This is a genomic window from Pseudomonas sp. LFS044 (genome assembly GCF_047978245.1).
In the GTDB taxonomy this organism is placed as follows: Bacteria; Pseudomonadota; Gammaproteobacteria; order Pseudomonadales; family Pseudomonadaceae; genus Aquipseudomonas.
The window spans coordinates 81,390-98,195 of record NZ_JBFPFX010000020.1 but is presented as its reverse complement, the minus strand read 5'-3'; the positions used below and the strand labels follow the sequence as shown (position 1 = coordinate 98,195).

Here is a 16,806-nt window from a genome sequence, read left to right as displayed (position 1 = left end):
TCAAGGGCCCTGAAGATCCCAAGCCAAGCGCTTCGCGAAGCGCCACAAACCTCCTGACTAGCGCTTGCGCCCCCCAAGACACGCCCCTGTCCCCGCTTCCCATGTCAGACCGTCCGGTCACGATCCTTTAGCGTGTCCCCGATTCCCATTTCCAGGCAAAGCAGGATGCTTACCGATGCTCTTCAGCGAACTGATGGCTGCTCTTTCCACCCGTGCGATCCGACTCCAGCGCGAAGACCAGGACCTGATCGTCCTGGGCGATGACGACACCCTGGACGATACCCTGTGGGAGGCGCTGTCTCGGCACAAGCCGGCCTTGCTGGAGATGCTCGCCGAACGCGATGACGACTGGCTGAGCCCGGCGTTTCGCATCACCCCCGACATGCTGCCGCTGGTGCAACTCGACCAGCAGGCCATCGACCGCATCGTCGCCAGCGTGCCGGGCGGCGCGGCCAATGTGCAGGACATCTACCCGCTGGCGCCGCTGCAGCAAGGCATGTTGTACCAGCACCTGGCAGCCAGCGATGGCGATCCGTACCTCGCCCAGGTGCAACTGCGCTTCACCAGCAAGGCGCACCTCGAAGCCTTTGCCCAGGCCCTGCAATGGGTGATCCAGCGCCATGACATTCTGCGCACGGCGCTGCATTGGGAATACCTCGACGAACCGGTGCAGGTGGTATGGCAGGAGGCGACGCTGGTGCGCGAGGCCATCGCGGTCGATGGCAGCGATGCGTTGGCCAAGCTGTGCGCGCGATTTGACCCACGGCACTACCGCCTCGACCTGCGCCAGGCACCGCTGATGCAATTGATGCATGCGCAAAGTGAAGGCGATGAGTGGGTCGCCTTGCTGATGTTCCATCACGTGGTGATGGACCATACCGCGCTGGACATCGTACGCCGCGAAATCCAGGCGCATCTGGCCGGTGAATCGGCGCAGCTGGCTGCGCCCATGCCGTTTCGCAACGTACTCGCCGCCGCCCGCCTGGCGCTGGACGAGCAGACCCACGAGCACTTCTTCCGCGACATGCTGGCCGACATCGATGAGCCGACCTTGGCCTTCGGCCTGCAGGATGAAGGCGACCAGGCCCTGGAACAGGCGCGCCTGACCTTGCCTGCGCCGCTCAGCCAACGCCTGCGCAGCCAGGCGCGCTTGCTTGGGGTAAGCCCGGCAAGCGTGCTGCACCTGGGCTTCGCCCGCCTGGTAGGGCAATTGTCGGCGCGCCAGGCCGTGGTGTTCGGCAGCGTCCTGCTGGGGCGCATGACCACCGGCGACGGCAGCGAGCAAGCCTTGGGCATGTTCATCAACACCCTGCCGCTGCGCATCGACCTTGGTCAGCAGGGGGTGCGCGATGCACTGCTGGCGACGCATCGACGCCTCACTGCCTTGCTCGGCCATGAGCAGGCTTCCCTGGCCCTGGCCCAGCGTTGCAGCGGTGTTGCCGCGCCGGCGCCGCTTTTCAACAGCATGCTCAACTACCGCCACAGTGCCGCCGGTGATGCGGCTGAAATCATTCCGGTGGCACCCGGTATCGATATCGTCGGCGCCGAAGAGCGCACCGACTACCCGCTGACTGTCAGTGTCGATGACCTGGGCGACGACCTGCGCCTGACCGTCCAGAGCCTGCCGCAGTGGGGCGCGGCCCGTTTGAGCGAGCAGTTCGCACAAGTGCTGGCAAGCCTGGTGCAAGCACTGGAGCACCAGCCTTCGACCCCCCTGCAGGTGTTGCCGGTGCTACCGGCGCGCGAGCGCGAGCAAGTGCTGCAGCAGTTCAACCGCACCACCCAGGCCTATCCGCAAGGGCAGACCGTGCATGCCCTGGTCGAGGCCCAGGCCGCGCGTGCGCCGCATGCGGCAGCGCTGGTACAGGCTGAGCAGGTGCTCAGCTACGCCGAGCTGAACCGGCGCGCCAACCAGCTTGCCCACCAGTTGATCGCGCAGGGGGTCAAGGTGGGTGACCGGGTCGCCCTGTGCCTGCCACGCAGCGCCGAGCGCCTGGTCGGCCTGCTGGCGGTGTTGAAGGCGGGCGCCGCCTACGTGCCCGTGGACCCGGCGTACCCGGCCGAGCGCATCGCCTATCTGCTGGCCGACAGTGCGCCAACCCTGGTACTGGCGACGACGGCAATCCAGAACCTGCCTAACCTGCCGCGCCTGGACCTCGACCAGCCCGATGCCTTCGCGGCGGACGACTGCAACCCGGCACTGCCCGGGCTGGACGCGCAGCAGCTGGCCTACCTGGTCTACACCTCCGGCTCCACCGGCCAGCCCAAAGGGGTGATGGTCGAGCACCACACCCTGGCAAACCTTGTCCATTGGCATTGCCAGGCATTCGAGCTGCACGCCGAATCGCACAGCTCCAGCGTCGCAGGCTTCGGTTTCGACGCCATGGCCTGGGAAGTCTGGCCAACCTTGTGTGCCGGTGCCACCTTGCACCTGCCGCCTGTGCACATCGGCCACGAACACGTCGACGAGTTGCTCGACTGGTGGCTGCAGCAGCCGCTGCAGGTCAGCTTCCTGCCGACCCCGGTGGCCGAACAGGCCTTGCGCCGCGACCGCCAGCACCCAACCCTGCGCACCTTGCTGATTGGCGGTGACCGCCTGCGCCAGTTCGATCGCGACCCAGGCTTTGCCGTGGTCAACAACTACGGCCCAACCGAAACCACGGTGGTTGCCACCTCCGGGCAGCTCACCCCCGGCGCGGCGCTGCATATCGGCCAGCCAATCGCCAATACCCGCGTGTATGTACTCGATGAGGGCCTGCAGCCTGTACCGGTAGGTGTTACCGGTGAGTTGTATATCGGCGGTGCGCAGGTCGCGCGCGGCTACTTCAATCGCCCTGAACTGACCGAACAGCGTTTTCTGGCCGACCCGTTCAGCGAGGCTGCCAACGCCCGCATGTACCGCAGTGGCGACCTGGTGCGCTGGAACACCGACGGCACGCTGGACTACCTGGGCCGCAACGATGACCAGGTGAAGGTCCGCGGCGTGCGGGTGGAGCTGGGCGAAATCGAAGCCGCCCTGGCGGCCCAACCGGGTATTGCCGATGCGGTGGTACTGGTGCGCGACGCGCGCCTGCTGGCCTGGTTCACCGAGACCGCGCCGGTAGACCTTGAACAACTGCGTCAGGCCCTGCAGGCCAGCCTGCCGGCGCAACTGATACCGGCCGCATTCATTCGCCTGGCTGAACTGCCGTTGACCAGCCACGGCAAGCTCGACCGCCGCGCGCTGCCCGACCCCGACAGTGCGTTGCTGGCCGGCCAGGCCTACGAAGCACCGCAGAACGCCACCGAAACGACCATGGCCGCGATCTGGGCCGAGGTGCTGGGTGTCGAGCGGGTAGGGCGCCACGACAACTTCTTCGAACTGGGCGGCCATTCGTTGCTCGCCGTGACCCTGGTCGAGCGCCTGCGCAAGGCGGGCCTGGTGATCGACGTGCGGGTGCTGTTCGCCCAGCCGACCCTGGCGGCGCTCGCCAGTGCAGCCGGGATCGGCCATGAAGCCCAGGTGCCGGCCAACCGTGTGCCGCACAACGCCCAACGCATCACCCCGGCCATGCTCAGCCTGATCGACCTGGACCAGGCCGCGATCGACGCCGTGGTCGCCAGCGTGCCCGGTGGCGCCGCCAACGTGCAGGAAATCTACCCACTCGCGCCGTTGCAGGAAGGCATTCTCTATCACCACCTGAGTGCCGAGCAGGGCGACCCGTACCTGCTGCAGACCCGCCTGGCCTTCGACAGCGTCGAACGCCTGCTGGCCTGGGCCGGCGCCCTGCAGCAGGTCATCGACCGCCACGATATCCTGCGCACCTCGGTGCTCTGGCAAGGCCTGGCGCAGCCGCTGCAGGTGGTGTGGCGCAAGGCGGAGCTTGCCGTCAACGAAATCGACGACCTGGCCGATGAGCCCGGTGCCGCCCGCATCGAACAGCTGCACGCCCGCTTCGATGCCCGCCACCACCGCCTCGACCTGGGCCAGGCGCCGCTGACCCGCCTTTACTACAGCCTCGACCCTGCCAACCAGCAGGTGGTGGCGATCCTGCTGTTCCACCACCTGACCCTCGACCACACCGCCATGGACGTGGTCGCCCGGGAAATGCGCGCGCTGCTGTTCGGCCAGGCCGATACCCTGCCGGCGGCGGTGCCGTACCGCAACTACGTGGCCCAGGCCCGCCTGGCCGACCAGGCCGGGCATGAAGCGTTCTTTCGCACGATGCTGGCAGACGTCGACGAGCCGACCTTGCCGCTGGGCTTTGCCGATGTACAAGGCGACGGCCGCGGAATCGAAACCGCCTTCCAGGCACTGGATGGCGGCCTCAGCCAGCGCCTGCGCAGCCAGGCCCGCCAGCTAGGGGTCAGCGCCGCAAGCCTGATGCACCTGGCCTGGGCGCGTGTGCTGGGGGTACTCGCTAACCGCCACGACGTGGTGTTCGGCACGGTGCTGATGGGCCGCCTGCAGGGCGGCGAGGGCGCCGATCGCGCCTTGGGCATGTTCATCAACACCTTGCCGCTGCGGGTCGATACCCGCGCCTCGGCGCAAGCGGCCGTGCGCGCCACCCACCGCAGCCTGTCGGGGTTGCTTGGCCATGAGCACGCCCCCCTGGCGCTGGCCCAGCGTTGCAGCGGCGTGGCGGCGTCGGCGCCATTGTTCAGCGCGTTGCTCAACTACCGACACAGCGCAGCCGATGCGCCGCGCGAAGGCGAAGGGATCTGGGAAGGCGTTCGGCTGCTGGGCGGCGAAGAGCGCAGCAACTACCCATTGACCTTGAGCGTCAACGACCTGGGTGAAGGCTTCAGTTTCAGCGTGCTGGCAGTCGAAGGCATCGGCGCCACCCGGGTTGTCGCCTGGATGGCCGAAGCCGTAGGCCAGCTGCTGCAAGCGCTCGAACAAGGTCACGGCACTTCGGTCGATAGCCTGCCGATCCTCAGCGATGAGGCGCGCCATCAACTGCTCGGCAGCTTCAACGACACCGCCCGCGAGTACCCACAAGGCCAGACCGTGCACGCCCTGGTCGAAGCCCAGGCCGCCCGTACGCCCGACGCCTCGGCGCTGAGCCAGGCAGACCGCGCGGTGAGTTACGCCGAGCTGAACCAACGTGCCAACCGCCTGGCCCACCGCCTGATCGAGCGCGGTGTGCAGCCGGGCGACCGGGTTGCCCTGTGCCTGCCGCGCAGCATCGAGCGGGTCATTGCCCTGCTGGCCGTGCTCAAGGCCGGCGCCGCTTACGTGCCGGTGGACCCGAGCTACCCGGCAGAACGTATCGCCTACCTGCTCAGTGACAGCGCCCCCGCCTTGCTGCTGGCCGAGTCGAGCCTCAATGGCCTGCCAGACGCCCCACGCCTGGACATCGATCAGCCGGCCGCCTGGCACTCATTCGACAGCAACCCGCAGGTGGCCGGGCTGGATGCCCATCACCTGGCCTATGTGGTGTACACCTCCGGCTCTACCGGCCAGCCCAAGGGCGTGATGATCGAACACCAGACGCTGGCCAACCTGGTGCACTGGCACTGCCAGGCCTTCGCGCTGGGCGCCGGCGAGCGCACCTCCAGCGTCGCCGGTTTCGGGTTCGATGCCATGGCCTGGGAGGTCTGGCCGGCATTGTGCGCCGGTGCCACCTTGCACCTGCCGCCTGCGCACATCGCCAACGAGCACGTCGACGAGTTGCTCGACTGGTGGCTGGAGCAGCCCCTGAAAGTCAGCTTCCTGCCCACCCCGGTGGCCGAGCAGGCGCTGCGCCGCGAGCGCCAGCACCCCACCTTGCGCAGCTTGCTGATCGGTGGCGACCGCCTGCGCCAGTTCGACCGCGACCCCGGGTTCGACCTGGTCAACAATTACGGCCCGACCGAAACCACTGTGGTCGCCACCTCTGGCAAGGTGCTGCCGGGTGCTGCGCTGCACATCGGGCAGCCCATCGCCAACACCCGCGTCTATGTGCTCGACGAACAGCGCCAGCCAGTGCCGATCGGGGTTGCCGGTGAGCTTTACATTGGCGGTGCGCAGGTCGCCCGCGGCTATTTCAACCGGCCCGAACTGACCGCCGAGCGCTTTCTCGACGACCCGTTCAGCCGCAAGCCGGGCGCGCGCATGTACCGCAGTGGCGACCTGGTGCGCTGGAACGCCGATGGCACCCTGGATTACCTGGGCCGCAACGACGACCAGGTGAAAATCCGCGGCGTGCGGGTTGAGCTGGGCGAAATCGAAGCGGCCCTGGCGGCCCAGCCCGGCATTGACGATGCCGTGGTGCTGGTGCGTGGCGAGCGGCTGCTGGCCTGGTTCACCGAAACCGCGCCGGTGCAGCTCGACCACCTGCGCCAGGCCCTGCAGGCCAGCCTGCCGGCACACCTGTTGCCGCAAGCATTGATCCGCCTGGCCCAGCTGCCGCTGACCAGCCACGGCAAGCTCGACCGCCGTGCATTGCCCGAGCCCGCGGCCGCCGACCTGGGCAGCCAAGGCTACGTGCCGCCTCAAGGCGAGACCGAAGCCGCCATGGCCGCAACCTGGGCTGACGTACTGGGTGTGCAACGGGTAGGGCGCCACGACAACTTCTTCGAGCTGGGCGGCCATTCGCTGCTGGCCGTCACCCTGATCGAGCGCCTGCGCCAACAGGGCCTGCAAACCGACGTGCGCGTGCTGTTCGGCCAGCCGACAGTGGCCGCACTGGCGGCGGCGCTGGGTAAAGGGCGCCAGGTGACGGTGCCCGAAAACCGCATCCCGCCCGCCTGCACCCACATCACCCCGGACATGCTGGCGCTGATCGACCTGAGTGAAGCCAGCATCGCCCGCATCGCGGCCACGGTGCCGGGCGGCGCCGCCAACATTCAGGACATCTACCCGCTGGCGCCGCTGCAGGAAGGCATCCTCTACCACCACCTCAGTGCTGCCGGCGAAGACCCGTACCTGCTGCAATGGCGCATTGCATTCGACAGCCCTGCACGGCTGCACGCCTTCGCCAGCGCCCTGGACAAGGTCATCGCCCGCCACGACGTGCTGCGCACTGCGGTGCTCTGGGACGGCCTGCCGCAGCCCGTGCAAGTGGTCTGGCGCACGGTCCCCCCGGTCACTGTCGATGCAGATCTTGTGGGAGCGGGCTTGCCCCGCGAAAGCAGCGCCGCCGACCTCAATTTGAGCAGCGCCCCGCTGATCCGCCTGCTGCATGCCCAACCGGCTGACGGCCAACGCATCGAAGCCACCCTGCAATTCCACCACATCGTCCTCGACCACACCGCCATGAAGGTGGTGCTCGAAGAGATCCGCGACCACCTGCGCGGCCAAGCCCCAAGCCACGCGCCCGTGCCATACCGCAACTACGTGGCCCAGGCGCGCCTGGCCATCAGCGAAGCCGAGCACGAAGCGTTCTTCCGCACCCAACTGGCCGATATCGCTGAGCCGACGTTGCCCTACGGCCTGACCGATCTCCAGGCCCAGGCCAGCCGCTTCGAGTTGGCCAGCGTGCAACTGCAAGCCGCCGACTACCAACGCCTGCGCCACCAGGCCCAGCAACTGGGGGTGAGTGCCGCCAGCCTGCTGCACCTGGCCTGGGCCCGCCTGGTGTCGGCCACCAGCGGCAACAGCAGCGTGGTGTTCGGCACCGTGCTGCTCGGCCGCCTGCAAGGTGGCGCCGGCGCCGACCGTGGCCTGGGCATGTTCATCAACACCCTGCCGCTGCGCCTGGACCTCGATGGCCTGGGCGTACGGGACGGTGTGCGTCTGGCCCACGAGCGGCTGAGCGCGCTACTGGTGCACGAACACGCGTCGCTGGCCCTGGCCCAACGTTGCAGCGGTGTAGCCGCGCCACTGCCGTTGTTCAGCGCGATGCTCAATTATCGCCACGGGGCGAGTAATGCCGAGCAACAGATGCACCGCGAAGCCCTTGAAGGCATCGAAGCATTGCCCAGCGGCGGGCATGGCAACTACCCGCTGAGCGTCAACGTCGACGACCTGGGCGATGGCCTGCGCATGACCGCCCAAGTGACTGCGCAGGTGGGCGCGCAGCGGGTCTGCGAGCAACTGCTGCAGGTACTCGTTGGCCTGCTCGATGCCCTGGAACAGCAGCCACAGTTGCCCCTGCAGCAACTGCCGGTGCTGGCCGCCAAGGAACGCCAGCAATTGCTGGTCGAAAGCAACGCCACTGCGTTGCCGCATGACCTGCAACAGCCCCTGCACAGCCTGTTCGAGGCGCAGGTGCGGCGTGCGCCTGATGCGTTGGCCCTGGTGGCCGAAGAAGGCACGCTGAGCTACCGCCAACTGGACGAGCAGGCCAACCGCCTGGCCCACTACCTGATCGGCCTTGGGGTAAAACCCGACGACCGCGTGGCGATCTGCGTCGAGCGTGGCCTGTCGCTGGTGGTCGGCTTGCTTGCCATTCTGAAAGCGGGCGGGGCATACGTGCCGGTCGACCCCGGCTACCCGGCCGAGCGTATCCGCCACATGCTGGCCGACAGCGCCCCGTTGGCCGTGCTGGTGCACGGTGCCACCCGTGCGGCAGTGCAAGCGTCGCCAGCGCTGCTGGTCGATTTGGACCAGCCGGCCTGGGGCGCCCAGCCGCTCAGCAACCCGCGTGTACCGGGCCTGGCAGCGCAGCACCTGGCGTACGTGATCTACACCTCCGGCTCCACCGGCCTGCCCAAGGGCGTGATGGTCGAGCACCGCAACGTGGTCAACCTGGTGCACTGGAGCCGCCGCCTGTGCGCCGTGCCGGCCGAAGGCAGCGTGCTGCACAAGACCCCGGTCAGCTTCGACGCCTCGGTGTGGGAGCTGTTCTGGCCGCTGTGCAGCGGCCTGCGCCTGGTGCTGGCACGGCCAGACGGCCAGCGTGACCCGCAGTACCTTGCGCAGCTCATCCAGAAGCAGCAGGTGAGCGTGGTGCAGTTCGTACCGGCGCTGCTGCAGCAATTCCTCGATGAAGCGCAAAGCGCCCAGTGCAGCAGCCTCAGCGATATCGTCTGTGGCGGCGGCGAGTTGACCGCAGCCCTGGCGGCACGTGTACGCCAGCGCCTGCCGGGGGTGCGCCTGCACAACGTCTACGGCCCCACCGAAACGACGGTCGACTGCAGCGTGTGGACCCTGGAACCCGATGCCGCGCTGCCACCCGGCGTACTGCCGATCGGCCGGCCGATCGACAATACCCACCTGTACGTGCTCGACAGCCTCGACCAGCCGGTGCCGTGGGGCGTGGCCGGCCACCTGCATATCGGCGGCGCCGGCGTCACCCGGGGCTACCTGGGCCTGGCGCAGCAGCAGGCCGAGCGCTTCATTGCCAGCCCGTTCGTGGCGGGCGAGCGGCTATACCGCAGCGGCGACCTGGTGCGCCAGCGGGCCGACGGCAACCTCGAGTTCCTGGGCCGTAACGACCACCAGGTGAAAATCCGCGGCCTGCGGATCGAACCGGGTGAGATCGAGGCCTGCCTGAGCGGCGTGGACAGTGTGCGCGAAGCCGTGGTGCTGGCCTTTGACGAGCGCCTGGTCGGGTACTACACCGGCGCCGAACAGCCAGCTGACAGCCTGCGCCAGGCGTTGCTGACACAGCTGCCCGAGTACATGGTGCCGGGGCTGTTCATCCACCTCGACAGCCTGCCGTTGACACCCAACGGCAAGCTTGACCGCAAAGCGCTGCCCGCGCCGGACGCTGCCTTGCAGCAACGCCCCTTCGAGGCACCGCAAGGCAGCACCGAAACCCTGCTGGCACGCCTATGGGCCGAACTGCTGGGTGTCGAGCAGGTAGGGCGGCACGACAACTTCTTCGAACTGGGTGGCCACTCGCTGTTGGCCGTGAGCCTGACCGCACGCCTGCGTCTGGAGGGGCTGCAGGTCGATGTACGAACCCTGTTCGGCCAGCCGACCATTGCCGCGCTGGCAGCGACCCTCGGCCAGAACCAGCAGGTCGATGTGCCCGAGAACCGTATCCCGGCAGATTGCGCTTCGATCACCCCGGACCTGCTCAGCCTGGTCGAGCTCGACCAGGCGGCCATCGACCGGGTCGTCGCCAGCGTGCCCGGTGGCGCCGCCAACGTGCAGGACATCTACCCGCTGGCGCCGTTGCAGGAAGGTATCCTCTACCACCACCTGAGCGCGCCTGAGCACGACCCGTACGTGCTGTATTCGCGGCTGCGCTTCGACAGCCTTGTACGCCTGCAAGCCTTCGCCAACGCCCTGGACCAGGTCATCGCCCGCCACGATGTACTGCGCACCGCTGTGCTCTGGGACGGCCTGCCGCAACCGGTGCAAGTGGTCTGGCGCACGGTCCCCCCGGTCACTGTTGACGCAGATCTTGTGGGAGCGGGCTTGCCCCGCGAAAGCAGCGCCGCCGACCTCAACTTGAGCAGCGCCCCGCTGATCCGCCTGCTGCATGCCCAACCGGCTGACGGCCAACGCATCGAAGCCACCCTGCAATTCCACCACATCGTCCTCGACCACACGGCCCTGGAAGTCATTGGTGAAGAGTTGGTCGCCTTGCTCCAGGGCGAACCTGCCCCCACGCAGCCGCCGGCACCCTATCGCAACTACGTCGCCCAGGCCCGCCTGGGCATCAGCCAGGCCGAGCACGAGGCGTTCTTCCGTTCGCAGCTGGCCGATATCGACGAGCCGACCCTGCCGTTCGGCCTGAGCGACGTGCAAGGCGATGGCCGTGGCATGCAGGAGGTCAAGCTGCCCTTGTCTGCGCAACTGGCCGCTGGCCTGCGCCACCAGGCGCGGGTGCTGGGCATCAGCGTCGCCAGCCTGTTCCACCTGGCCTGGGCACGCCTGCTGGCAGCGGCCAGCGGCAAGGACAGCGTGGTGTTCGGCACCGTCTTGCTGGGTCGCCTGCAAGGCGGCGAGGGCGCCGAGCGGGCACTGGGTATGTTCATCAACACCTTGCCGCTACGGGTCGACCTGGGCAGCGTCAGCCTGCGCGCGGCGGCCCATGCCACCCATCAGCGGCTCAGCGCACTGCTGGCCCACGAGCATGCTTCCCTGGCGTTGGCCCAGCGTTGCAGCGGCGTGGCGGCACCGTTGCCGTTGTTCAGCGCAATGCTCAACTACCGCCACGGTGCTCAAAGCAGTGCCGAGCAGCGTCAGGCGTGGCAGGGCATCGAGGTACTGGAGGGGCAGGAACGCACCAACTACCCGTTGAGCCTGAACGTCGATGACCTGGGTGACGGCTTCCGCCTGGTGGCCATGACGCCTGCGGACATAGGTGCGGCGCGGATCTGCGGGCAGATGAAGCAGGTGCTCGAGGCCATGGTCGCGGCGCTGGAGCACGAACCTGAGCTGCCGTTGCAGCGCTTGCCGGTGCTGGAGGCCGTGGAGCGGCAGCGTGTGCTGGTGGACTTCAACGACACGGCGCAGGACTACAACCTTGCGCAAACCTTGCATGGCCTGATCGAGGCGCAGGTCGAGCGCACGCCGGATGCCGTGGCCGTGCGGGCTGAAGAGGGTACGTTGAGCTATCGCCAGCTCAACGAGCAGGCTAACCGCCTGGCGCACCATCTGATTGATCTTGGGGTGAGACCAGACGATCGCGTAGCTATCTGCGTCGAACGTGGGTTGTCGATGGTGGTGGGGCTGCTCGCCATTCTCAAAGCCGGTGGTGCCTATGTGCCCGTCGATCCGGATTACCCGGCCGAACGTGTGCGCCACATGCTGAGCGACAGCGCGCCGGTCGCGGTGCTGGTGCATGCCGCCACTCGCCATGTGCCGGAAGCGGGGCTGGTGATCGACCTGGATCAGCCGACCTGGCATGCACAACCGGCTTCTAATCCCTTGCTGGCGGCATTGACCCCGCGTCATTTGGCCTACGTGATTTATACCTCGGGCTCGACCGGCCTGCCCAAAGGCGTGATGAACGAGCACGCCGGGGTGGTCAACCGCCTGTTGTGGATGCAGGAGGCCTACGGCCTTGGCCCCGATGACGTGGTGCTGCAGAAAACCCCGTTCAGCTTCGACGTGTCGGTGTGGGAATTCCTCTGGCCGCTGCAAACCGGCGCACGCCTGGTCATGGCCCGCCCAGGCGGGCATCGCGACCCGGAGTACCTGCGCCAGGTGATTCGTAGCGAAGGCGTCACCACCTTGCACTTCGTGCCGTCGATGCTGGACGTGTTCCTGGCGCATGGCGACGCTTCGGCAGATCGCCTCAAGCGCGTGCTGTGCAGCGGCGAAGCATTGCCGGGCAGCCTGGTACGGCGATTCCACGCCCAATTGCCCACGGTCGAACTGCACAACCTTTACGGTCCGACCGAAGCCGCAGTGGATGTCAGTGCCTGGCACTGCGTCACCGCGCCGGACAACACCCCAATCGGCAAGCCAATCGCCAACACCACGCTGTACGTACTGGACGGCCAAGGCCAGCCGGTGCCTCAGGGCGTAGCGGGTGAGCTGTTCATTGGTGGCGTGCAGGTTGCCCGTGGCTACCTCAACCGCGCTGAATTGACCGCCGAACGCTTCATCGACGATCCGTTCACCACCCGGCCCGGGGCGCGTCTGTACCGCACCGGCGATCTGGCGCGACACCTTGCGGACGGCAATATCGAATACCTGGGCCGCAACGACGACCAAGTGAAGATCCGCGGCCTGCGCATCGAACTGGGGGAAATCCAGGCCGGCCTGACCGCCATCGCGGGGATCAAGGAAGCCGTGGTGGTGGCCCGCGATCAACGCCTGATCGCCTACTACACCGGCGAGCTGCAAGCGGTAGAAATACTGCGCGCCGCACTGCTCAAGCATCTGCCGGAATTCATGGTGCCCGCGCTGTTCATGCACCTCGAAGCATTGCCGCTGAGCCCCAACGGCAAGCTCGACCGCAAGGCCCTGCCGCAGCCCGATGTCATTCAGGACCGCCCGTTCGAGGCCCCGGAAGGCGAAACCGAAACCCTGCTGGCCGCGATCTGGGCCGAACTGCTGGGTGTGGAGCGGGTAGGGCGCCACGACAACTTCTTCGAACTGGGCGGCCATTCGCTGCTGGCGGTGTCCCTCACCTCGCGCCTGCGCCAACACGGCCTGCATGCCGACATCCGTGTGCTGTTCGGCCAACCAACCCTGGCGGCGCTGGCGGCTGCAGTCAGCGGCGAAACCGGCCTGAAGGTGCCCGCCAACCGCATACCGGCTGATTGCAAGCACATCACGCCAGGCATGCTGCCGCTGGCCGATCTGTCGCAAGCCTCGATCGACACGCTGACGGCGCAGGTCCCCGGCGGCGCCAGTAATATCCAGGACATCTACGGCCTGGCACCCCTGCAGCAGGGCATTCTCTACCACCACCTGGCCAGCGAAGGCGCCGACCCCTATGTGCTGCAGGCGCGCTTCGCCTTCCCCGACCAGGCCACGCTGGACGCCTTCGCTGTTGCGCTGGATCAAGTCATCGCGCGGCACGACATCCTGCGCACCAGCATCCACTGGCAGCACCTCGAAGAACCCGTGCAGGTCGTCTGGCGCGAAGTGCCCTCCGTGGGCGCGGTCTCGCCCAACGAAGGAAACGCCCACGCCCTGAACCTTGGCACCGCGCCGTTGATCCGCCTGCTCCCGGCGCAAGTCAACGGCCGCCTCGAAGCGACCCTGCTGATTCACCACATCATCCTCGACCACGCCGCAGTCGAGCACCTGGTGGCGGAAGTTACCGCCGTGCTGCAGCACCAGCCGCTGCCACACCCCAGCGTGCCTTACCGCAACTACGTGGCCCAGGCGCGCCTCGGCGGCGACAGCCAGGCCGAAGAGGCGCTGTTCCGCGAGTTGTTGGGGGATATCGACGAACCGACCGAAGTCTTCGGCTTGCGCTCTGCGCACAGCGACGGCAGCCGCGTGCTCGACAGCCGACAGGCGCTCGATGCCAGCCTTGCCAAGCGCCTGCGTGAGCAGGCCAGGCAGCTGGGTATCAGCGTCGCCAGCCTGGTCCACCAGGCCTGGGGCCAGGTGCTGGCGCAGCTGTCCGGGCGCCAGGAAGTGGTGTTCGGTACCGTGCTGCTCGGCCGTATGCAAGGCGGCGAGGGCGCCGAGCGGGCGCTGGGCATGTTCATCAATACCTTGCCGTTGCGCGTCAGCGTCGGCGCAGCCGGCGTCGCCGACGGCGTGCGCCTGACCCATCAACGCCTGGCGCGGCTGCTTGCCCACGAGCAAGCCTCGCTGGCCGTCGCCCAACGCTGCAGCGGCGTCCCGGCCACCCAGCCGCTGTTCACCAGCCTGCTCAACTTCCGCCACAGTGCACCGGCCAAGGCCGAATTGCGCGACGCCTGGCAAGGCATCGAGCAACTGGCGGCCCATGAACGAAGCAATTACCCGTTGGTGGTCAACGTCGACGACCTGGGCGATGGCTTCGTTGTCACGGTACAAGCGCTGGCGCAAGTGGACGGGGCGCAGGTGTGCCGCCTGCTGGGCACGGCCCTCGAGCAATTGGCGCATACCCTGGAGCAGGCACCGGCCACCGCCCTGCAGCGGGTCAGCTGCCTGGCGCCTGGCGAACGCGAGTTGGTACTGCATGGCTTCAACGCCACGCGCCGTGACTACCCCCACGAGCATGCCGTGCACACCCTGTTCGGTGCCCATGCGGCGCTCAGCCCGGACGCCGTGGCGGTGGTGCACGGCGAGCAGCAGGTCAGCTACCAGCAGCTTGATCAACGCGCCAACCGCCTGGCGCATCACCTGCTGGCCCTTGGCGTGCGCCCGGGTGATCGCATCGCACTGCTGCTGCCACGCAGCGTCGACCTGTTGGCGGCGCAACTGGCCGCCAGCAAATGCGCGGCGGTCTATGTACCGCTGGACAGCAATGCGCCGGTCGAGCGCCAGGCGTTCATGGTTGCCGACAGCCAGGCGCAGGTGCTGTTGACCCTCAGCGACGAGCCGCAACTGGGCCAGGCCCAGCGGGTCGAGCTGGACCAGCTCGACCTTGCAGGCTACCCCGCCCAGTCGCCAGGGCTGGCGGTGAACGCCAACAGCGCGGCGTACATCATGTACACCTCAGGCTCCACCGGTACGCCAAAAGGCGTGCAAGTGCCGCACCGGGCCATCGTGCGCCTGGTGATCAACAACGGTTTTGCCGCGTTCAACAACCAGGACCGGGTTGCCTTTGCCTCCAACCCCGCGTTTGATGCCAGTACGCTGGAGGTCTGGGCGCCGTTGCTCAACGGGGGGCGCGTGGTGGTCATCGACCAGCATCAGGTGCTGTCACGCGAAGCCTTGCGTGATGCGTTGCTGGAGCAGGGCGTGAGCGTGCTGTGGCTGACTGCCGGGCTGTTCCACCAGTTTGCCGGCGACCTGCTGCCGGCGCTGGCCAAGCTGCGTTACCTGATGGTGGGCGGTGATGTGCTGGACCCGGCTGTGATCGCCAGGGTGCTGCGTGAAGGTGCACCGGCCCACCTGCTGAACGGCTACGGCCCGACCGAAGCCACCACGTTCAGTACCACCCACGAGATCACCGAAGTCGGCGAGGGCAGCATCCCCATTGGCCAGCCGATCGGCAACGGCCGCTGCTATGTGCTCGACGCCCGCCAGCAGCCGCTGCCGGTCGGTGCCGTGGGCGAACTCTACATCGGCGGCGACGGCGTCGCCCTCGGTTACCTGGGCCAACCGGCATTGACTGCCGAGCGCTTCCTGGACGACCCGTTCAGCCCCGAGGCAGGCGCACGCATGTACCGCAGCGGCGACCTGGTGAGCTGGCAGGCCGACGGTACCCTGCGCTACCTGGGCCGCGCCGACCAGCAGATCAAGCTGCGCGGCTTTCGCATCGAGCTGGGCGAGATCGAGGCCAGCCTGGCCAACTGCACCGGCGTTCGCGACACGGCCGTGGTGCTGCGCGAGGACACGCCGGGCGACAAGCGCCTGGTCGCCTACTTCACGGCACACGGCACGGCCCCGGCCATCGCCGAGCTGCACGGCCAGCTGCAAGGCCAATTGCCCGACTACATGCTGCCAGCAGCCTATGTGCACGTGGCTGAACTGCCGCTGACCGCCAACGGCAAACTCGACCGCCGCGCGCTGCCGCTGCCCGGCACCGAGGCGCTGCTCAGCCGTGCCTTCGAGGCGCCGCAGGGCCAGGTGGAGCGCAGCCTCGCGGCGATCTGGGCAGAGCTGCTCAAGGTCGAGCAAGTAGGCCGCCACGATCACTTCTTCGAACTGGGTGGCCACTCGCTGCTGGCCGTGACCCTGATCGAGCGCATGCGCAAGGCCGGCCTCAGCGCCGATGTGCGTGTGCTGTTCGCCCAGCCCACCCTGGCCGCCCTGGCCGCAGCGGTGGGCAGTGGCCGCGAAGTGCAAGTGCCCGCCAACCGCGTGCCCGAGGGCGCCGAGCGGATCACACCGGCCATGCTCAGCCTGGTCGAGCTCGACCAGGCCAGCATCGACAGGATCGTCGCCAGCGTCCCGGGCGGCGCTGCCAACGTGCAGGAGATCTACCCGCTGGCGCCGCTGCAGGAGGGCATTCTCTATCACCACCTGAGCGCCGAGCAGGGCGACCCGTACCTGCTGCAATCGCGCCTGGCCTTCGACAGCCTGGCCCGCCTGCAGGCCTGGGCCGGGGCGCTGCAGCAGGTCATCGACCGCCATGACATCCTGCGCACGTCGGTGCTGACCGAGGGGCTGGAGCAACCGGTGCAGGTGGTCTGGCGAGCAGCACGCATGGAGGTGACGGCAATCACCGACCTGGCCGGCGCTTCGCCGATCGATGCCTTGCAGGCCCGTTTCGACGCCCGCCACCAGCGCATTGACCTGGCGCGGGCACCGCTGATGCGCCTGGTGCATGCCGACGACCCGGCCAACCAGCGCGTGGTGGCCATCCTGCAGTTCCACCACTTGGCCCTCGACCACACCGCCATGGAAGTGATTGCCGGCGAAATGCAGGCATTGCTGGCGGG

At 67.8% G+C, this 16,806-nt stretch carries 1 protein-coding gene (cut by a window edge); it reads left to right on the top strand.

Annotation, left to right across the window (positions count from 1 at the left end; translation table 11 throughout):
• Positions 1 to 175: 175 nt before the first annotated feature.
• Positions 176 to 16,806, top strand: partial view of a non-ribosomal peptide synthase/polyketide synthase gene (locus tag ACNQPL_RS17815; RefSeq protein WP_416467424.1) — the 5' portion only. The gene runs 5,716 nt beyond the window's last position; the window shows 16,631 of its 22,347 coding nt (coding positions 1-16,631); its start codon is at positions 176 to 178; its stop codon lies off the right edge, out of view.